Origin of the sequence: Psychroserpens jangbogonensis (assembly GCF_000797465.1) — a bacterium.
In the GTDB taxonomy this organism is placed as follows: domain Bacteria; phylum Bacteroidota; class Bacteroidia; order Flavobacteriales; family Flavobacteriaceae; genus Psychroserpens; species Psychroserpens jangbogonensis.
Genome location: NZ_JSWG01000008.1, coordinates 148469 through 169833 on the forward strand (window position 1 = coordinate 148469; position 21365 = coordinate 169833).

Sequence of the window (21365 nt, forward strand, 5' to 3'; positions counted from 1 at the left end):
AACCTATGCTATCAAAACGCACTAAATATATTCAACTGTTTTCTGAGTATTTTCAGATCGCTTTAGGAATTGTACTCGCAAGTATTGGTTTAAAAGCTTTTTTATTACCAAACGGATTTTTAGATGGAGGCGTTACAGGAATGGCGCTATTAGTTAAATCCCAAGTTGACATTAATTTATCGTATTTATTAATAGTGTTCAGTATACCATTTTTAATTCTAGGCTACTATACAGTATCAAAACGTATTGTTATCAAATCAATAATAAGCATTTTAGGTTTGGCACTTTTTATTCATTTTGAAAATTTTGAGACCATAACAGACGACAAATTTCTCATCTCGATTTTTGGTGGCCTCTTTTTAGGTGCTGGAATTGGAATAGCCATTCGTAACGGTTCTGTTCTTGATGGTTCAGAGATTTTAGGCGTGTTTATCAACGATAGATTTGGAATAAGTATAGGAAAAGTCATTTTGGCTTTTAATATCATTTTATTCAGTATTACTGCATTTGTAATTTCAACAGAGGTCGCTATGTATTCTATTCTAACTTATATCGTAACAGCTAAAGTAACCGATTTGGTTATTGAAGGCTTTGAAGATTTTATTGGAGTGACTATTGTGTCTAAAGACTTTGCGAAAATTGAAGCATCAATTATCACTAAACTTGGTGCTGGAATGACTTTATACAAAGGCAGAAAAGGTTTTGGAAGCACAGGTGAGAAACAAGATTTTGATATTATTCATACCATAATCAATCGTATTGATATCAAAAAAATGTATCGCATTGTCGCAGATATTGATGAAAATGCCTTTATCGTTGAGTTTGATGTGAATAATGTAAAAGGTGGTGTATTACGACGTTATTTAGACCGAAAAAAAGGAAAAAAATTAGCTCAATTCCTAGAAGAACAAAACTTATAGTTACTTATTATTCTTTAAATAATTTAGGTACATCTGTTCTACTTTAGTTCTAGCCCAAGGTGTACGTCTTAAAAATTTTAAACTTGATTTTATAGTTGGATTTTCATTAAAACATCTAATATTAATTTCGTGACCCATATATTCCCAACCATAGTGGTTTTGTAAATCAGTAACAATTTGCTCTAATTTAATGCCATGTAAGGGATTGTTCTTCTGAGTTTCCATTATAAGTGTTCGACTAGTTTTTTAATCTTTACTGCTTTTTCGAAATGATCTAATTTGTGAGTTTTAATCCACCACGTTGCAGCCTCCATTAATAATTCTGGATTGTCATTTTTATTTTTAAAAAACGCATAAAATGAAACACCAACAGCGTCTCCTTTTTGAGCAATCTTTTTATCGCAAACGTCTATAATTTTGTGCTTTAAACTAACGGTCATACTAGTTTCGTCTGTCGTTACGACGTCTTGAATTATTACTCTTGCTTCTGTTATTTCTATTACCACCAGAATTATTAGAGTTTCTAGATCCAGAATTTCGATTTTGCCTATTCTGACCAGGTTTAATTGGTTCTGTTGAAGCATTCGGATCTGGTTCAAAACCTTCAAGAACCTCTACATCAATCTTTTGTCCGATTAACTTTTCAATGTCACGTAAAAATGTTGTTTCATCTGCACTTACTAGAGATATAGCTTGACCATTTGCGCCTGCTCTACCTGTTCTACCAATTCGATGAACATAGTCCTCAGAAATATTAGGCAATTCAAAATTTACAACATGAGGCAATAAAGGAATATCTAATCCACGAGCAGCAATATCTGTCGCGACTAATACTTTTACACTTCCATTTTTAAAACCAGATAAAGCTTTCGTTCTTGCACCTTGGCTTTTATTTCCATGAATAGCAGCTGCAGTAATACCCGAACTTATCATTTTTTTACACAGCTTATTGGCACCATGCTTTGTTCTAGTAAATACGAGAACTTGTTTCCAGTTCCCATCGATAATAAGCTTAATAATTAAACCCGTTTTTAATCCTTTAGCAACACGATATACCTTTTGAGAAATCGCTTCTACAGTTGTATTTTCAGGAGTCGCTTCAACTTGAACTGGATTGTTCAAAATACCATTTGCTAACTTTCTAATATCTTTAGAAAACGTAGCTGAAAACATCAAATTCTGACGTTTCTCTGGCATTAATTTCATAACACGTTCTATATCTCTCAAAAATCCCATATCGAGCATACGATCGGCTTCATCAAGTACAAATACCTCAACACGATTTAGAGATAATAGGTTTTGATTATGTAAATCTAATAAACGTCCTGGAGTAGCAACCAAAATATCCACACCACGACGAATCGTAGCTGCTTGTGGCTTTTGATTAACACCTCCAAAAATCACAGTACTCCTAATATCCAAAAACTCACTATAGTCTTTAACACTTTCATGAACTTGAGCTGCAAGTTCGCGCGTTGGTGTTAAAATTAGAGCACGAATTGGTCTAAATTTTGCTTTTGGGTTTTCAGATAAATAATGCAACAATGGTAATGTAAAACCTGCTGTTTTACCAGTTCCTGTTTGCGCAGAAGCCAATACATCACGACCTTCCAATACTGGAGGAATCGCTTTTTCTTGAATTGGACTGGGAGTTTTGTATCCTTTTTTGCTAATTGCTTTTAACAAGGCATCAGATAAGCCTAAAGATTGAAATGACATAAATAATAGTTGTGAGATAAACACTGTTATTTAGGTTACCTCTTTAATTAGCAGCAAATGTAAGGCAAATAATTCGATACATAGAATTTAGTTGCTTTTAAGCTAATGCTACTTGTAATTATTCGGTTTTAGAGAACTAAACACTTTCGTAAGGTATCTTCGTATATTTTTTCATATTGTGGAACAATCGCATGAATATCAAATCGCTTAGATGCTTCCTTCGCATTCACTTTAAATTGTGCTAAACGATTATCATCACTTAAAATATGAAAGGCATTTTTTGACATCCCTTCAATATCATTTACGGGACTTAGAAATCCTGAAAAACCATTAGTGTTAACTTCAGGAATTCCACCTGTATCACTAGAAATCACAGGTACTCCAGAAGCCATAGCTTCTAATGCGGCTAAACCAAAACTCTCTGTTATTGATGGCAGCAAGAACAAATCACTAAAGCAAAGTATTTTGTCTATCTCGTTACTGTTTCCGAAGAAAACCACCTTATCACTTAAACCTAATTCAGCACATAATTGTTCAGCTGGCTCACGTTCTGGACCTTCACCTACCATCATCAATTTAGCTGGAATTTTCTTTTGAATTTCATTAAACACTTTGATAACATCAGGAATTTGTTTGACTTCTCTAAAATTACTAATGTGTGTGATTATTTTTTCTTCATCAGTTGCCATCATACCACGTTGGCAATCGGTAAAATGATTTTCATGTTTACTTAAATCGATAAAATTTGGTACAACTTCAATCTCATTTTTAATATCAAACAAACGTAAAGTATCATCTTTTAAACTTTGAGATACAGATGTCACAGCATCAGATTTATTGATACTAAAGGTTACTGCAGTTTTATAGAATGGATGACTTCCAACTAAGGTAATATCAGTTCCGTGAAGTGTTGTAACAATTGGAATGTAAATGCCTTCCTCCTGTAACATCTTTTTAGCCATATATGCTGCATATGCATGTGGAATAGCGTAGTGTACATGTAAAACCTCAATGTCATGAAGTTTCACCATGTCTACTAACTTGCTAGATAAAGCTAATTCATAAGGTTGATATAAAAACAAAGCATATTCTGGAACCGTTACTTCGTGGTAATGAACATTATTACTCAATAACTCTAATCGTACAGGTTGACTATAGGTAATGAAATGAATTTCATGACCTCGTTTTGACAATTCTATTCCTAATTCTGTGGCTACAACTCCACTACCTCCAAAAGTTGGATAACATACAATTCCTATTCTCATTGAATATTGGTTTTAGTTGAAAAGGTTTCGATTGTGCTCAACCGATAATTCAACTATTTAATTAGACTGATTGTAAAGATAAAGATTAATAGACCTTATTGAGAAGTCTTTTAACATTTTGAAAGGGTTTGACCGCTACTAATCTATAATAGCTTCATAAATAGCTTCTTGAATATCTGTTCTAATATTTTCCCGTAGCAATAAATTTTTTCCAGCTTTAGGATAGGTCCTATTTGCTAAAAAGATATATACGATATCTTCTTCAGGATCTGCCCAAGCATACGTTCCTGTAAACCCAGAATGCCCAAAACTTGTCATTGACAAACAACCACATGTTGGACCTTCGTCACCTAATTGAGGTTTATCAAATCCAATTCCGCGTCTATTATCATCTTCACAATAGTAGCAGGTATTAAACTTATCTAAAGTTTCTGTATTCAAGTATCGTTTTCCACCATAATAACCTCTTTGCAAATACAACTGCATAATTTTTGCCACATCATTGGCATTACTAAATACACCTGCGTGACCACCAACACCATTTTGCATGGCTGCTCCCATATCATGCACATAACCATGAACTTCTTGGTAACGATAGTAATCATCAACTTCGGTTGGAATGATATTTTTATTACTAAATTTCACTGATGGATTATAAGTGGTATAATTCGCTCCTAGCGATTGATAAAAGTGATCTTGAACCAATTCATCTAAAGGTTTATCATAATACTTTTCAATGTATTTTTTTAAAATATAGTATGGCATATCACTGTAACGATAGCGTAACCTGGACAACAAATCACTGTCTTTAATTATTTTTTGAATAGAATCTGGATAATCTTTTCTGAGGTATAGATTTTCAGCAACCTTAATATTAAACTTAGAACTGGCTTCTTTTCTATAATATTTTGGATCTGGCTTTTTAGTCACCGAATCTAAGGTCGATACATAAAATGGAATCCAAGGTTTTAACCTCGCATAATGCGATAGCATCTGTTTTATAGTTACATTTTTTTTATTCGAAGACGTATATTCGGGAAGCATCTTTGACAGCTTAGTATCTAAAGTTACTGCACCGTTTTCTTCCAACTCCATTACTAAGGGCAATGTTGCTAATATTTTAGTTAGTGAGGCAACATCATACACATCCTCAAACTTCACTGCTTGTTTTTTACTATAGGTATGATGACCAAAATTCTTATTATAAATGACTTTTCCTTTTCTAGCTATTAGTAATTGAATACCTGGTGTCATTTTATTATCTACAGCATATTGAGCTATTGAATCGACACGTTTTAAAAGTTCTGAACTCATACCAACACGTTCGGGCAAGCCATAACTAAGGGAATTAATTGCGTTATAAGTAATTCCATCGTTAACCTTAAAATACTCACCTGCAGAAACTGGTAAAGTTGCCTTTACAGCAATTGCACCAAAAATAGCTTGAGCAGATTTTTGTTGCGCAATTTCACTGTTCTGATAACTCATTACAATGCCATCAATATTTTCAACCGTTTTCAAATCTATAAGCGCGTAAGGCCTTGTAAATACATCTAAAATTACGGTATTGGTTCTAGCTATTTCATAGAGCCAAACCAATTCCTTATCAGTAAATTCAAACTTTTCCCAAGCATGTTTATTAGATCTATGTAAACCTATTATAACGGTATTATAGTTTTGTAATTTGGTCATCATTTCGTCAAGCTTTAATGCTTTAACGTGATGAACTTTACTGTATTTCTTTAATTCATTATAAAACGTTGAACCATCATCATCACCAAATTGAACGTAGGCGATTTTTTTTGTCTGAAGATTTCGTAATGGTAATAAGTCTGATTTGTTTCGAACTACAGTAATTGCGTTTTCTAAAAGCTCTTCATACAAGACATCATCTTTGAGACGATTAAGATCATCGAACAAAGTTGCAGTACCAATTGGACTATAATCCTGAAGGCCAACTTTATATTTCGCCATCAGTATTTTTTTGACCGAATGTGCTAGTCGTTCTTCTGAAATCTCTTCGCCATTATAAGCTTCAATAATTTTTTCGATTGCTTTTGGAACGTCTTCAGAAATTAAGAGCACATCATTACCAGCTCTAAAAGCCGCCAAATCAATATCTCCTGGAGCGCTATAATTTGACACCCCTTTCATTTCAAGTGCATCTGTAAAAATCAATCCTTTAAACCCTAGAGAATCCTTTAATATATCTGAAACTATATGTTCAGAAAGGGACGAAGGAAACCCTCTTCGCGGCTCTAAACTAGGAACATTTAAATGAGCAACCATCACGCTAGACAAACCGTATTTAATAAGTTTTCTGTATGGATACAACTCAACAGAATCGATTCGTTTTTCATCAAAACTAATGGTTGGTAATGTTTTATGAGAATCACTTTCGGTATCTCCATGACCAGGAAAATGTTTCGCATTTGCCAACACTCCTGCATCTTGCATGCCTTTCATAAAAGCCAAAGCCTTTTCGGTTACATTATCTCGATCTTCACCAAAGGAACGGTTACCAATTATTGGATTCTTAGGATTTGTATTTATATCTACTACTGGAGCAAAATTAAAATGTACTCCAATTCGTTTACAATGCTCTCCAATTTGAAATCCTGTACGTTCAATAAGTTTGTTATCACGAATAGCTCCAAGCGTCATATTCCAAGGAAAAGCATATGTAGAATCCAAACGCATACTCAAACCCCATTCTGCATCCATACCTATCAATAAAGGTGTTTTAGAAATAGCTTGATATAAGTTATTCAGTTTGGCTTGTCTCACTGGACCACCACTTGAAAAAATCAAACCTCCAATATGATTTTCGTTTATAAGTTTTGCAACCGCATTTTCGTGTGCCTTGGATTGATTAGAAAAAGCTCTAACCATAAACAATTGGCCTACTTTTTCTTCTAAAGACATTAAACTATAAAGGCTATCCACCCATTTTTGTTGGGCTTGAATATCTTTAGCTAATAAAGGATGGTTGCCATCTTGAGATGCAACCGTGTTTGAAAAAATAATAAGGGTAATAAGGGACAGTATATATCGCATAAATCTAATCTACAGTTTAAGTCTATTAAACATAACTAAAAACTATGCCAAAATAGTATTTTTAGACCTAAGTCTATAGACTTTAAGATAGATTTATAAAGAAGGTTGTAAACAAATCAATTGTAATTCTTATTCAATTAAATCAATGTGTCTGTCATGATAACCTAATAAGTAAAGCACGCCATCTAATCCAATACTTGATATTGAACTTTGAGCATTATCTTTTACGGTAGGTTTGGCATGAAAAGCGATCCCTAATCCTGCCAAATTTAGCATTGGCAAATCGTTAGCACCATCACCAACAGCTATAGTTTGACTAATATCTATACCTTCTTTAATAGCTATTTCCTTGAGATATTCCGCTTTTTTATTACCATCTACAATGTCGCCTAAATAGCCACCTGTTAAAACTCCGTTTTTAATTTCTAATTGATTGGCATATACATAGTCCATGCCTAATTCCTTTTTTAAATATTCACCAAAAAAAGAAAATCCGCCAGAAAGAATAGCTGTTTTAAATCCGTAACTTTTTAGGGTATCAATAAGTCTTTTTGCTCCTTTAGTAATTGGCAAATTAACTGCTACGTCGTGAAGCACGTCTTCACTCAATCCTTTTAGCAGTTTCATTCGTTTTATAAAACTCTCATTAAAATCTATTTCGCCTAGCATCGCAGATTCAGTGATGGCCTTTACTTCTGGACCAACTCCTGCCAATTCAGCTAATTTATCAATGACTTCTGCTTGAATAAGAGTAGAATCCATATCGAAACAAACGAGGCGTCGATTTCTTCTAAAAATATTATCTTCTTGAAATGCAATATCAACATCTAAATCTCTTGAAATTTGCATGAATTTCTCAGTGAAATCTGCTTTACAGTCGATTTTCCCTCTAATAGACAATTGAATTGAAGCACGAGGATACTTTTCTTCATTAACAAGAGACATGCGTCCTGTTAGTCGTTTAATCGCGTCAATATTTAAGTTTTTATCAGAAATCACTTTAGTGACTTGAGATATTTGTTCAGCAGATAGTTTTTCTCCTAAAATGGTTATGATATAACGATCTTTACCTTGCAACTTCACCCACTTTTCGTAATCTTCAAGAGAAATTGGCGAGAATTTAGCAGTAACACCTAATTCATAGGCCTTAAAAAGTAAATCTTTTAATACTGAAGATGAATTATGTCCAGATTCAATTTCAAACATAAAACCTAAAGATAAGGTGTCATGTATGTTTGCCTGACCTATATCCAAAATTTTGGCACCATATTCTGACAAAACACTCATTAAACTAGAAGTTAGTCCTGGTTTATCTTGTCCAGATATGTTCATTAAAAAAATATCTTTCGTCATATTAAATTGAAACTAGATTTATTTTAAGAATCTACTATGCCAGCTTTCACTTGCAGGAACTTCCCAATTCTCATTGAATTCCGCAATATTATTCACCATATTATTAAAGACAATTGTGTTTTTAGAAACAGCTTTATCTTTAGCCATTTTTTTGAAATCTAACAGTGTTTTGTAAGCAACATATTCCCCTTGTTTATAGGAAACATTCATTTTATCCATGAGATCTACATTGTATTCTTTTTCTAATTGCTGAATAAAATGGACTGATGCGTCGATGCTACAGCCAGTCGCATTATTTAGGTTTTGATTAAGAGCTACAACAATGAAACGTTTGTATTTTATTGTATATCCAGACTGCAAATCGCTTCCATGAGCTGTCCAATTTTCAATAAATATGTTAAGCTTATCTTCTATTTCTGAAATCTCTTGTTCAGTAAATGAGCGATTGGCCTGATATATCCAAACGCGTGATTCTTCTGGTAAAGTATTGAAATCAACTAACATAAAGGGTAGTTATTTTTGATGTTTTTTAAAATTCCTGTAGGTCAAAAACCCATACATAATAACGCCAAAAACAAAATAGAAAACCAACCGTAGCCAAGAAAAATCTCTGCCCATAAGTTTGTCAACAAGAAGAACAACTAGAGAAAATATAGCTCCTCCAATTAGACCTGCTTTTATAATTTGTTTCTTGCTTGCTTTTGCCATTTTATAAGTCTTGAGAATCTGCAATTAACTCTGCGATATCTAAAACCTTAATATCGCTTTCCTTTTCTTTAAACTTCACACCATCTGTCATCATAGTATTACAATACGGACAGCCTGTAGCTATAATTTCGGGATTTGTTTCGATAGCATCTTCAGTTCTAAGAACATTAATTTCTTTATTTCCTGGCTCAGCATCTTTAAACATCTGCGCTCCTCCAGCTCCACAACATAAAGCAGAACCTTTATGACGTTTCATTTCAACTAAGGTTGCATTCGTTTTTTTAAGTACATTTCTAGGAGCTTCATAAACACTATTTGCTCTTCCTAAGTAACAAGGATCATGAAATGTAATACGTTTTCCTTTATACTTATCTCCTTCAACTTTTAAACGTCCAGAGCTTATTAATTCTTCTATAAATTGAGTATGATGAATGACTTCAAAAACACCTCCTAAACTTGGATATTCGTTTTTTAAGCAATTAAAAGAGTGTGGATCACAAGTTACTATTCTCTTTACTTCGTAAGCATTAAGAACTTCAATATTCATTACAGCTTGCATTTGAAATAAGAACTCATTACCTGCGCGTTTAGCAACATCACCTGTATTACTCTCTTCTGTTCCCAATACAGCAAAATCAACATTAGCTTTGTTTAATATTTTCACAAAAGCTTTAGTGATTTTTTTAGCTCTATCATCATAACTACCAGCTGAACCAACCCAAAACAAAATGTCTGGTTTTTTACCTTCAGCCATAAATTCAGCCATAGTTGGCACCGTAAGTTGTTCGCTCATATCTCTATTCGTTTTTCCAATTTAATCGATCCTGTTGGTTGTATGGCCAAGGTGCTCCATTATTTTCAATATTGGTCATCATGGTATTGAGTTCCATTGGTGCAGCACTTTGTTCCATTACCAAATATTGACGCATTTGCATGATAATATTAAGTGGATCAATACTTACTGGACAAGCTTCTACACAAGCATTACATGTTGTACAGGCCCAAAGCTCTTCATTAGTGATATAATCACCTAACAATTGCTTACCATCATCTTTAAATTCGCCTTTATTAGCATCTATATTTTTTCCAACCTCTTCTAAACGATCACGAGTATCCATCATGATTTTACGAGGTGATAATTTTTTACCTGTTTGATTTGCTGGACATTCACTTGTACATCGACCACATTCTGTACACGTATATGCATTCAATAAGTTTACCCAACTTAAATCTTGCACATCACTTGCTCCAAACTTAGCTGGAATAGCAGCTTCAGCTCCTTCAGGAGGTGCAGCAAACGGATCGACATTTGGATCCATCATCATCTTTACCTCTTTGGTTACAGCTTCTAAATTTTCAAACTGTCCTTTTGGAGTTAGCTTTCCGTAGTATGTGTTTGGGAACGCAAGTAAAATATGTAAATGTTTTGAAAAATAGAGGTAGTTCAAGAATGTTAGAATACCTATTATATGAATCCACCACGCAGATCTTTCGATAAGGTGAATTGAACTTTCTGAAAAACCACTAAACCAAGGTGAGATAAATTGGCTTATAACATTACCAGAATCCATAGCTTGAAATTGAAGATCAGTTGCATTCATTACTAAGAATAAACACATTAATACAACTTCAAAATAAAGAATGATATTACCATCACTTTTTGGCCAACCCTTCATTTCTGCGCTTAAAAAACGTTTTAGTTTAATCACATTTCGTCGCAACCAGAATACAATTACGGCTACTAAGACAAGGACTGCCAAAATTTCAAACGCGCTTATTAATACACCATAAAGGCTTCCTATTGAAGAAAAAATACGATGTGTTCCAAATAAACCATCAATTATAATCTCAAGAACTTCAATATTGATAATTACGAAGCCAACATAAACAATAACATGCAAGAAACCAGCAATGGGACGTTTTACCATTTTGCTTTGACCTAAAGCAATCATACTCATGTTTTTCCAACGTTGTGGTTTATCATCCGAAACATCAACATCTCGACCTAATTTTATGTTTCTGAAAAGCTTTTTTACATTGTTAGCAAAATAACCAATGCCAATGGTAAGAATAATGGCAAATATTATGTTTGGTAAATATTCCATATCGCAGTCTAATTATTTTGGTCTTCTTCTGTTGATGGTTTATATGGTATTTCCTTTTTTGACAAAATACGTCTGTAACGTGCTGGATGTAATTTTATATCTCTAACTAACTCTTCCATTTCTTTAGAAGCAGCTTCCATATTGTCATATAAGCCATCTTCTTTTAATAATTTCCCAATAGTACCTTCACCATTGTTAATGCTAACCATTATAGCATCAAAGTTTTTAATAGTAGAGTGAAGATCTTTCATTGTTTGAGCCAAATTTGCATTAGCCAGAGAATCTGATAATTTTGAAAAATTTTCAGATGTAGTTTCAAAATTTGACATTGTTGCTGTAATGCTTTCTTGATTACTATCAACAAGTCTATTTAAAGATATCGATGTCTTTTTAAATGACTTAATAGTTGCGTTCAATTCTGCTACACCTTCTTTGATATTATTTTTGGTTTCATCATCAAGAATATCATTCAAATTAGCAAATAATGAATCCGCCTGATCCATAACGATTTCTATTTTTTCTTGCAAAGGTGTTAAGCGTTGATTTAGGAGTTCTGTAAGACCAGCTTTAACTGTAGTTTCCAGATAAGACCCAGTTACGGCATTTTCACCATTGTCAAATGCAGGAATAATTGCAACTGCTCTACCTCCTAGCAATCCGAGATCATACAATTCTGCCTTACTGTTTTTTGAAAATTCAAAATCATTATCGACCAATAGTGTCACTAATAATTTCCCAGAACCGTCTCCATTAAAAGCGATACTTTTTACCTTTCCTACTGTCATACCATTAATGGTCACAGGAGTTGAAGGCGCAAGACCTTCTACATTATCATAAAGCGTATAATACGTTCGTGAAGAATCTAATATATTTTCTCCTTTAAGATAATTGAATAAGAAAACAAAAAGTAGGATGCCAGATATGACTAATACTGCTGTTTTTACTTCTCTTGATATTTTCAATGCGTCTAATATTTGATTATAACAAACTTAGCCATAAATATATAAAGAATGTTTCTAATTCGAGCTTGTTTTTAGTGCTTCTGACAGTTTAATTTGCTCTCCATCTTCAAAGGCAACTACAAAACTACTTGTATAGCCTTTTTGTTTAGCAATGGCTTCTAAACGTCTAATTTCATTTAAATCTGAAGTATTTCCGTAATAGTATTTATAAAGACCTCCAACATTTACTTTTGAAATTTCTGTAAGTCCTTTAAAATTATACGATTTTGGTTCTAAATCTCTTGAACTAGCAGCTATTTGAACTTTAAACACAATATTGTCATATACCAGAGTTGTATGTGTTGTTTCGTTTGAATCTGTAGGAGTCATTTCTTCGTAGATGTTTTCTCCAATATTTTGGTCTAGATTTTTTTTGTAAGCAAAAATAGCTTCTATAATAGAGCTTGACATTTTCGATTGTCCATTTTTAGAATTTAAATAAGCTCCTTCTTTTTTATACGTTAAAAAACCAGTCTCTATCAATATACTAGGCATGTAAGTATTGTGCAACACCCAAAATCCCGCTTGTTTTACTCCTCGACTGTTTCGTTTTCTTTTAAACTTAAAACTATCTTCAACAAGACGAGCTAGACGAATACTTTGTTCTAAATATTCTTCTTGCATTAATGTAATTCCTATCAACGATTCTGGCGAATTAGGATCAAAGCCTTCATAATGCTTTTGATAATCAGTCTCCAAAAAGATAACTTCGTTTTCTTTCTTTGCAATTTCAAAGTTTCTCTGATTTGCATGCAAACCTAGCACAAACGTTTCTGTACCATGAGCTGCTGAGTTATGCGCATTGCAATGCACAGACACAAACAAATCTGCACCAGCATCATTTGCTATTTTAGCTCGACCTCTTAACGTAACAAACTTGTCACCTTTTCTTGTGTAAATAACCTTAATATCTTTATTTTCCTCCAGTTTTTTGCCAACTTCCAAAACGATTTTAAGTGCAATCTCTTTTTCCTTGTATCCACTCCCTAAATTACCAGAATCATGACCTCCATGTCCTGCATCTAGAACTACTACAAACTTTTCTTTATTCTTTGTAATGCTATCTGCAGATGTTAAAAAACATGTAAATATTAAGGCAATCCATACGATTATATAATGTAAGTTCGTTTTCATATTTGTTCTAACGGTTAATACTTTCGGTTTATTTTAAAAATATCAGTATATACTTGTAATAACTGAGTTTCAACACTTTTTATAAAAAAATTAAATTATAAACTAATCATAAAAAATATATGTAATTTTGGCAATTCAAAAACCGCGCCATACTTTAGCAAAAATACATTTAAAAGCATTGCATACAAAAAGCTTTAATATACTTTTTACCTTAAGTTTTACCGTGTTTATCAACATGTTCTGCTTTGCACAAGAATTGGAAAAACCCAAAAATCCAATTAAGCCGAAATTAATTACTGATTCGACCGTAGTAAAAACAGATTCACTTTTAGGTTTACCAATACCTATCAAGGAAATTGATAGCACAAGCAAAGATTCTGTTGCCAAGAAAAAAGAATTTCTGACAGACATTGTAAAGTATAAAGCTAAAGATTACGTCTCTTTAAACCAGCGATTACAACAAACTAGACTCTACAATGAAGCGCAAGTAAACTATGGCGACATGAACATTACTGCTGGTGTTATTGTTATAGACCACAATAAAGACTTGGTATATGCTGGGAGAATTAAAGATACGGCTGGTGTTTATTCACAATCTCCAGTTTTTACTCAAGGCACTAATGTTGTTGAACCAGATTCTATAATTTTTAATACGGTCTCCAAAAAGGCTCTTATCTTTAATTCTAGAACTGAACAAAGTGGTGGTACTATCATGTCAGATATCACTAAAAAAGAAAATGATTCAGTGTTTTTCGTGAAGGATGCAAAATTTACAACTTCAGAAAATTTGGATGACCCTGAATATTATATTTATATGAGAAGGGCTAAAATTGTCCCTGGAAAAAAAGTAATTACAGGTTTAGCAAATATGTATATATACGATGTTCCAACTCCTATTGGAATACCGTTTGCCTATTTCCCTATGAGTGACAAGCATACATCTGGTGTTATTTTCCCGTCTTTTGGTGAAGACAATGGTAATGACAGAGGTTACTTCTTACAAAATGGAGGTTATTATTTTGCAATAAGTGATCACCTTGATTTAGCTGTTCTTGGTGATTATTATACAAATGGTAGTTATGGTTTGCGATTTGAAACTAACTATGCTACTCGATACAGATTTAATGGAAATTTAAGTTTTAGATATGAGAACCTAATTAATAGTGAAAGAGGATTTCCTGAATTCTCAAAATCTACGATATACAATTTAAGATGGTCTCACAGTCAAGATACCAAAGCTAATCCGAGTTCAAGGTTTTCAGCATCTGTTAACCTAGGAAGTAGTACTTATTTTAGACAATCTATAAACCAACTCAACATTCCGAATTCACAAAACAACACATTAGCATCCTCTGTTTCATATTCGAAAACGTTTCAAGGTGAACCTCAAGCTAATATGAGCATTACCGCAACGCACTCTCAAAACACTAATACAGAAGCTATTAATATGACTTTACCAACATTTCAAGGTAGTGTGAGTCGTGTTTTTCCTTTTGAACCAAAAGTAGGTGCAAAAAAAGGAATCATACAGAATATTAACTTTCAGTATAATGTAAGAGCAGAAAACAGGATTCAAACTACAGACTCCTTATTTTTTAAAAAGGAAATGTTTGATGACGCAAAAATTGGAGCATTGCATTCGATTCCTATTTCGACCAACTTCAAGGTGTTTAAATATTTTAGCATGAGTGGTAGTGCTAATTTTGAAGAAAATTGGACTTACAACACTATTAATAAGTTTCAGGATGAGGATGGTGACATTATCACTGAAGACCTTACTGGTTTTGATCGTTTTTACACCTACAATTTTAGTACAAGTATAGGAACAACTATTTATGGACTATTCAATTTTCAGAAAGAAGGCAAAGACCCAAAAATACAAGCTATTAGACATGTTATACGACCATCCATTAGCTACAATATCAATCCAGCTTTTGATCAATACTACGATTCGTTCGAGGTCATTGATGCAGATGGAACGACAACAGACGATTTAGAAAGGGAAGAATATACTCGTTTTCAAGGTTCAATTTTCGGAGCTCCAAATCAAAATTTTTCAAGCTCTTTAGGGCTTTCTGTTGGAAATAACTTTGAAGCAAAAGTAAGAGACAAAGACAGTACTGCAACTGAACCTAAAAAGGTAATATTACTTAATAATCTTAATTTTTCTACATCTTATAATTTTGCAGCCGACTCTTTAAGATGGAGCCCAATGAGAGTCACAGGTGGAACATCAATTTTAAATGACAAAATGAGCATCAATTTCGGTGCTACTCTAGACCCTTATGCTCTTGATAATAACAACAGGAGAATTAATCAATACAATATTGATAATGGCGGAAGTTTATTTAGGTTAACTACTGCCAATATAAACATGAGTTACACACTGTCTAGTAAAACATTTGATGGCACAGATGATCAACAAGATGATGCTTCTATACAAGAATCAATAAGGAGTGGCGGACGTGCTGATGATTTATTTGGTAAGCCCGAAGACTTTGCTGATCGAAGGCTAAATGATGAGGAAAAAGATGAAGATGAAGACAAAGAAATGTCCGAGCTCTATAGCTACAATATGCCATGGAGTTTACGTTTAGCTTATGCTGTTAATTATTCTAATAACACCAGACAAAACGAAGTATCGTCACATTCCTTAATGTTTTCAGGTGATGTAGATTTATCACCTCGATGGTCAGTTGGTGCCTCTTCCGGTTATGATTTCAAGAACCAAGGGTTTACTTTAACTCAATTTAGATTTGAGCGCGACCTACTATCGTGGCGACTAAATTTTAGTTGGGTGCCTTTTGGAGATTATAATTCATGGAACTTTTTTGTAGGTATTAAATCTAACCTACTTAAGGATCTTAAATACGATAAGCGAAGACAACGAGATCAACAGCTTTAAATAACTTCAGCATAAAGGTCGAAATCTTCAGCTTCAATTACTTTCACTGTGCTAAATTCACCTGTTTTCAAATAAGTGTTAGTAGCATCTATACGCACTTCATTATCTACGTCTGGAGAATCATATTCTGTACGACCAACAAAGTAATTCCCTTCTTTTCTATCAATCACTACCTTAAATTCTTGTCCTATTTTAGCCTGATTCAATTCCCAAGAAATTTGAGATTGAAGTTCCATTATCTGATTTGCTCTATCGATTTTCACGTCTTCAGGAACATCATCATCTAAATTATACGCATGCGTATTTTCTTCATGAGAATATGTAAAACAACCTAAACGTTCAAAACGCATCTCTTTTACCCAATCTCTAAGAGTTTCAAAATCTTCTTCTGTTTCTCCAGGATAACCAACAATCAAAGTTGTTCTAATGGTCATTTCTGGAACTTTAGCTCTGAATTCTTTAAGCAGCTTTGTCGTTTTTTCTTTTGTTGTACCACGACGCATACTTTTTAATATTGAATCACTAATATGTTGTAATGGAATATCTAAATAGTTACAAACTTTTGGTTCGCGATTCATTACATCTAATACATCCATCGGAAAACCTGTTGGAAACGCATAATGCAATCGAATCCATTCAATACCATCTACTTTAACCAAATGCTCTAATAATTCAGCAAGGTTTCGCTTTTTGTATAAATCAAGTCCGTAATACGTTAAATCCTGAGCAATCAATATGAGTTCCTTAACACCTTTAGCCGCCAATTTTTCAGCTTCTATAACAATCTCTTCAATTGGAGTACTCTTGTGCTTCCCTCTCATTAATGGGATTGCACAAAAACTACAAGGTCTGTCACAACCTTCTGCAATTTTTAAATAAGCATAATTTTTAGGTGTTGTTGTTAATCGTTCTCCAATTAACTCATGCTTATAATCTGCTCCTAAAGCCTTTAATAATTGTGGTAATTCTGTAGTTCCAAAATATTCATCCACATTCGGAATCTCTTTCTGCAAGTCTGGCTTGTATCGTTCACTTAAGCATCCTGTTACAAATACTTTATCAACTTCTCCTGCTTCCTTTTTCTGCATAAATTCCAAAATGGTATTTACACTTTCTTCTTTAGCATTATTAATAAAACCACAGGTATTGATTACAACAACATTACCATCTTCTTCATGAACAACATCTTTACCACTAGCTTTTAACTGTCCCATTAGGACTTCACTATCGTAAACATTTTTGCTACAACCAAGCGTTACAACATTGATTCTATTTTTCTTAAGCGATTTAGTTCTCATAATCAAATTTCAGTTTGCAAAGATACGCCTAAAAATCTGTCTAATTATAATTTTTAGGTGCAACTCTCATCTTAGAAGCTTGCTCGTAAGCGTAAGCCCATTGTAATAATGAATATTCTGATAATGGTTTTGATATAAAGGTTAAACCTTCTGGAACACCTTTTTCAGTATAACCCATAGGAACTGTAAGTGCTGGATATTCTGCTACAGCTGCTTCACCTGCATGGTAATTATTGATGGAAATTATGCCATCAAGACTTTGACTATCCATTGGGACATCAAAAAATTGCCTTCCATTAGTCTTCAAGATATTCTTTATAGCATCAAACTCTTCTTTGGTACTGCTATCATTAGAAACACCTTCAAATAATGATTGGCCATAAGGCATTGCTTTGTCTGAATTGTTTTTATTGAATTCCATAACATCTTCAATGGTCGTGTAAGTCAAATTTTTATTTGCTGAAGTTTTAAAATAAGTTGCTAAATCTACTTTCATATCTAAATTCAACAATCTTAAAAAGTCAGGTAATTCGATTTTCTCTTCAGTAATTTCAACAATTTCTGCTCCTTGTTTTTTCAGAACATCTAGAGCTTGAACATAAAGTTTATCTTCCATTAATTCTTTAAATGCTCCTAAACGTTTTCCTTTTAGACTTTCTGTAGAAAGGTTATTAAAAAATTGTTTCGCATCAAGGATTGGCTCTACTGATTTAAAATCATTTTTATCAAACCCTTTCATAGCATCTAACATAATAGCATTATCTATTACATTTTTTGTAATTGGTCCAGGAGTATCTAAGGTTGAAGAAATAGGTATAATTCCTGTTCTACTAAGCAATCCTATAGTAGGTTTTAAACCTACAGCAGAGTTTTGACTAGCAGGTGACAAAATTGACCCAGAAGTTTCACTACCAACAGCTGCAGCACAAAAATTTGCTGTTACTGCCACACCACTTCCAGAACTTGAACCGCCTGTATCAATAATTCTTCGACCATAAGGATTAAATGTTTGTCCACCAACAGCACTATAACCGCTTGGACATTCACCACAGAAAAAATAAGCCCATTCACTTAGGTTCGCTTTTCCTAAAATTATTGCTCCAGATTCCTTTAGTGATTTTGTAATAAACGCATCTGAAGTCCTATTTTTTTGCAAGGCAAGAGATCCTGCTGTTGTTGGCATTTCGGCCGTATTAATATTATCTTTTAATAATACAGGCATTCCAAACACAGGATGCTTTATTTTTTTATTCAAAAGCTCACGATCTTTCTGTTTTGCCTCTTCAATGGCTTTCGGGTTTAATGAAATCACTGAGTTTAATGATAAGTCGTTCTCTCTATCAAAGGCTTTAATGCGAAATAAATAAAACTTCACAAGTACTTCGTAGCTTAGCTTCCCATCTGATATGTGTTTTTGAAGGGTTGGAATATCTTGATCTAAAATTAGAGATTTGAGAGCACTGTACTTTTCTTCAGAAAAATCTGCCAATTGTTCATCTAAAGTCTTCCAAATTGCTTCATTACTAATCAGCTTAGAATCTGAGATTTTAAAATCCCTAAAATCTTTGGTTGAAATGGCACTAATATCTGTGGAAGATTCTGCGTCCAGTTCTATTTTTTTATCGTCTTTCTTGCAAGAAAACACAACTATAGCTAAGCAAAGGAAAAGTAAATATCTCATAGTTTTATTTTTTATAAAAATACGAAATACACTTTAAATCCTACTACGAACCATATGGATTGATATGCATTAGATATTCATAAATTTTCCATTGAAAAATGAAGAATAAAAACACCATTCCAAATAAGAAAAAAACAACATGAAATTGATATTGCTTAGTTTTTAAAAAGCGAATACAAATAAGGATTACGACTAGAAAAAATGGTAAAATAAAATATGCTGGAAAAGCTATGTAATAGGTAAGGTATTCAGGAATTAATGGATTCTTAGGTTTAAAAACAAATCCAGCTAGATTTTCAATATAATTAAAGAACATTAAAATCGAATATAATAATATTACAATTGTAATGGGCTTTAAAATTTTATTGTCTTTAAAATTGAAACTTGAATTCATTATAAAGAGGTTCCTATTTTATTGGGAATCTACTACTTAAAGAAAGAGTCTACAAACTCGTACTTATTAAATACTTGTAAATCTTCGATACCTTCACCAACACCAATATATTTCACAGGAATTTTAAATTGGTCACTAATTCCAATCACAACACCACCTTTGGCAGTACCATCAAGTTTAGTAACTGCTAGTGACGTCACTTCGGTTGAAGCCGTAAATTGTTTAGCTTGTTCAAATGCATTTTGACCAGTAGAACCATCAAGTACTAAAAGAACATCGTGTGGTGCATCAACAATTACCTTTTGCATGACACGTTTCACTTTGGTCAACTCGTTCATTAAATTCACTTTGTTGTGTAAGCGACCTGCTGTATCTATTATAATAACGTCTGCATTTTGATTAACACCAGACTGTAAGGCATCAAAAGCTACACTTGCCGGATCACTACCCATTTCTTGTTTTATCATTGGCACATCAACACGATCTGCCCAAACTTGAAGTTGATCAATTGCTGCTGCTCTAAATGTATCTGCAGCTCCAAGAACGACATTAAAGCCTTGCTTCTTAAACTGGTATGCTAACTTCCCAATAGTTGTTGTTTTACCAACACCATTAACACCAACAACCATTAATACATAAGGTGTTTTAGAACCATCTGCCTGTTTTGGCAATTCAGGAATAACATAATCGGTATCTTCACCTGAATTAGTTTCAGATAAGAGGCCAGCTATTTCATCTCTTAAAATTTGATTTAATTCAGAAGTCCCTAAATACTTGTCTTTTGAAACGCGTTCTTCAATACGTCCAATAACCTTTAGGGTTGTATTTACGCCTACATCACTACTTACAAGGATTTCTTCCAAGTTATCTAAGACATCATCGTCAACTTTAGATTTTCCTGCAACTGCTTTATTTAATTTTGAAAAAAAAGTTGTTTTAGATTTCGCTAAACCTTTGTCTAAGGTTTCTTTTTTTTCTGAAGAAAATATTTTTTTAAAAAAACTCATTCGTAATTCTTATTTGTAAATACTGGTCAAATGTCGAGCCGAAATTATTGTACTGCTATAATGGCAGAATACTGCTCAAATATAGACATAAAAAAACTGCTTTCAAATTTGAAAGCAGTTCCTATTTAGACTAAAAATGTCTAAATTATTTTTTGTTTAAAAAATCATTGACAAACTCTGGTGCCATTACTGACTCCACAAACATATAAGCGCCTGTTTTTGGTGACTTTACCATTTTGATCGCTTTTGTAAGTCTTTTAGATCCTGTTTGTAATGATGCTACTGATTTCTTTGCCATGACTTAATTATTTTATCTCTTTATGAACTGTCATACGCTTTAAGATTGGATTAAATTTCTTAATCTCCATTCTATCTGGCGTATTCTTTTTATTTTTTGTTGTAATGTAACGAGACGTACCTGGTTGCCCAGATTCTTTGTGCTCTGTACATTCTAGTATTACCTGTATTCTATTTCCTCTTTTTGCCATTTTACGTGTATTTAACGCGTTATGCTATTATTTTAAAAATCCTTTGGATTTCGCTTCCTTTATTACAGCAGTAATACCAAGTTTATTGATAGTCTTTAATGCTGAAGTAGACACTTTTAAAGTAACCCACTTATCTTCTTCAGGAAGATAGAAACGTTTCTTTATTAAGTTAACATTAAATTTACGCTTCGTTTTATTCATTGCATGCGACACGTTGTTTCCAACCATCGCTTTTTTTCCTGTAAGTTCACAAACTCTTGACATTTCTCTCTGACTTTAATTATGTTATTTTAAAACAGGGTGCAAATTTAGTAAATCTTTACAATATCA

Annotated in this window: 21 protein-coding genes; 2 read left to right on the forward strand and 19 right to left on the reverse strand. The window is 33.2% G+C overall.

Translation table 11 applies throughout. The features are described from left to right. Positions 1-5: 5 nt before the first annotated feature. Positions 6-920 carry a YitT family protein gene (locus RH81_RS06510; RefSeq protein ID WP_033959142.1) on the forward strand — a complete coding sequence of 305 codons (915 nt, stop codon included), beginning with the start codon at positions 6-8 and terminating at the stop codon, positions 918-920. Here the strand turns inward: RH81_RS06510 and RH81_RS06515 are convergent, their stop codons facing one another. The 12 genes from RH81_RS06515 to RH81_RS06570 all read right to left on the reverse strand — a co-directional run bounded on the left by RH81_RS06515 (position 921) and on the right by RH81_RS06570 (position 13262). Further along, positions 921-1145: a VF530 family protein gene (locus RH81_RS06515; protein ID WP_033959143.1), complete on the reverse strand. Its 225-nt coding sequence runs from the start codon at positions 1143-1145 to the stop codon at positions 921-923. It abuts the gene before it with no gap. Beyond that, on the reverse strand, positions 1145-1360 hold the full coding sequence (locus RH81_RS06520; protein ID WP_033959144.1) for a DUF6500 family protein: 216 nt from the start codon (positions 1358-1360) through the stop codon (positions 1145-1147). Before RH81_RS06520 ends, RH81_RS06515 begins: the two co-directional genes overlap by 1 nt. A 1-nt stretch (position 1361) precedes the next feature. Beyond that, entirely contained in the window at positions 1362-2639 is a 1278-nt protein-coding gene (locus RH81_RS06525) for a DEAD/DEAH box helicase (RefSeq protein WP_033959145.1), read from the reverse strand. A 128-nt stretch (positions 2640-2767) separates the two neighbouring features. Beyond that, on the reverse strand, positions 2768-3904 hold the full coding sequence (gene bshA, locus RH81_RS06530) for an N-acetyl-alpha-D-glucosaminyl L-malate synthase BshA (protein ID WP_033959147.1): 1137 nt from the start codon (positions 3902-3904) through the stop codon (positions 2768-2770). A gap of 138 nt (positions 3905-4042) precedes the next feature. Beyond that, positions 4043-6961, reverse strand: a complete 2919-nt coding sequence (locus RH81_RS06535) for a serine hydrolase domain-containing protein (protein ID WP_033959148.1) — start codon at positions 6959-6961, stop codon at positions 4043-4045. Positions 6962-7090: 129 nt separating this feature from the next. Then, the gene (gene serB / locus RH81_RS06540; RefSeq protein WP_033959149.1) at positions 7091-8314 is read right to left on the reverse strand and encodes a phosphoserine phosphatase SerB; all 1224 of its coding nucleotides are present in this window, start codon (positions 8312-8314) and stop codon (positions 7091-7093) included. 18 nt (positions 8315-8332) lie between these two features. Next, a complete protein-coding gene (locus RH81_RS06545) occupies positions 8333-8818 on the reverse strand; it encodes a hypothetical protein (protein WP_033959150.1) in 486 nt (161 codons plus the stop codon). 9 nt (positions 8819-8827) lie between these two features. Next, the gene (locus RH81_RS06550) at positions 8828-9022 is read right to left on the reverse strand and encodes a hypothetical protein (protein ID WP_033959152.1); all 195 of its coding nucleotides are present in this window, start codon (positions 9020-9022) and stop codon (positions 8828-8830) included. A 1-nt stretch (position 9023) separates the two neighbouring features. Next, on the reverse strand, positions 9024-9815 hold the full coding sequence (locus RH81_RS06555; RefSeq protein ID WP_033959153.1) for a (Fe-S)-binding protein: 792 nt from the start codon (positions 9813-9815) through the stop codon (positions 9024-9026). 4 nt (positions 9816-9819) lie between these two features. Continuing rightward, on the reverse strand, positions 9820-11127 hold the full coding sequence (locus tag RH81_RS06560) for a 4Fe-4S dicluster domain-containing protein (protein WP_033959154.1): 1308 nt from the start codon (positions 11125-11127) through the stop codon (positions 9820-9822). Positions 11128-11135: 8 nt separating this feature from the next. After that, positions 11136-12089, reverse strand: a complete 954-nt coding sequence (locus tag RH81_RS06565) for an MlaD family protein (RefSeq protein ID WP_033959155.1) — start codon at positions 12087-12089, stop codon at positions 11136-11138. 54 nt (positions 12090-12143) lie between these two features. Then, positions 12144-13262 (reverse strand): N-acetylmuramoyl-L-alanine amidase family protein, encoded by a 1119-nt coding sequence (locus RH81_RS06570; RefSeq protein ID WP_033959156.1) that lies wholly within the window; start codon positions 13260-13262, stop codon positions 12144-12146. A gap of 127 nt (positions 13263-13389) precedes the next feature. On the opposite strand from RH81_RS06570, the gene RH81_RS06575 reads away from it, so the two are divergent. Further along, positions 13390-16167: a putative LPS assembly protein LptD gene (locus RH81_RS06575; protein WP_033959158.1), complete on the forward strand. Its 2778-nt coding sequence runs from the start codon at positions 13390-13392 to the stop codon at positions 16165-16167. Here the strand turns inward: RH81_RS06575 and rimO are convergent. The 7 genes from rimO to rpmB form a co-directional block, all read right to left on the reverse strand. Further along, a complete protein-coding gene (rimO, locus tag RH81_RS06580) occupies positions 16164-17465 on the reverse strand; it encodes a 30S ribosomal protein S12 methylthiotransferase RimO (RefSeq protein WP_033959159.1) in 1302 nt (433 codons plus the stop codon). The genes RH81_RS06575 and rimO overlap by 4 nt on opposite strands. 40 nt (positions 17466-17505) lie before the next feature. Next, positions 17506-19146 carry an amidase family protein gene (locus RH81_RS06585; RefSeq protein ID WP_033959160.1) on the reverse strand — a complete coding sequence of 547 codons (1641 nt, stop codon included), beginning with the start codon at positions 19144-19146 and terminating at the stop codon, positions 17506-17508. Between the two features lie 43 nt (positions 19147-19189). Then, the gene (locus RH81_RS17200) at positions 19190-19540 is read right to left on the reverse strand and encodes a hypothetical protein (RefSeq protein ID WP_033959161.1); all 351 of its coding nucleotides are present in this window, start codon (positions 19538-19540) and stop codon (positions 19190-19192) included. A gap of 32 nt (positions 19541-19572) precedes the next feature. Further along, the gene (gene ftsY / locus RH81_RS06595; protein ID WP_033959163.1) at positions 19573-20547 is read right to left on the reverse strand and encodes a signal recognition particle-docking protein FtsY; all 975 of its coding nucleotides are present in this window, start codon (positions 20545-20547) and stop codon (positions 19573-19575) included. A gap of 145 nt (positions 20548-20692) precedes the next feature. After that, complete coding sequence (locus RH81_RS16740) at positions 20693-20845, reverse strand: DUF4295 domain-containing protein (RefSeq protein ID WP_008271041.1); 153 nt, start codon at positions 20843-20845, stop codon at positions 20693-20695. 7 nt (positions 20846-20852) lie between these two features. Continuing rightward, positions 20853-21035 carry a 50S ribosomal protein L33 gene (rpmG, locus tag RH81_RS06600; RefSeq protein ID WP_033959164.1) on the reverse strand — a complete coding sequence of 61 codons (183 nt, stop codon included), beginning with the start codon at positions 21033-21035 and terminating at the stop codon, positions 20853-20855. A gap of 27 nt (positions 21036-21062) precedes the next feature. Beyond that, positions 21063-21299 carry a 50S ribosomal protein L28 gene (gene rpmB / locus RH81_RS06605; RefSeq protein WP_033959166.1) on the reverse strand — a complete coding sequence of 79 codons (237 nt, stop codon included), beginning with the start codon at positions 21297-21299 and terminating at the stop codon, positions 21063-21065. Positions 21300-21365 lie beyond the last annotated feature (66 nt).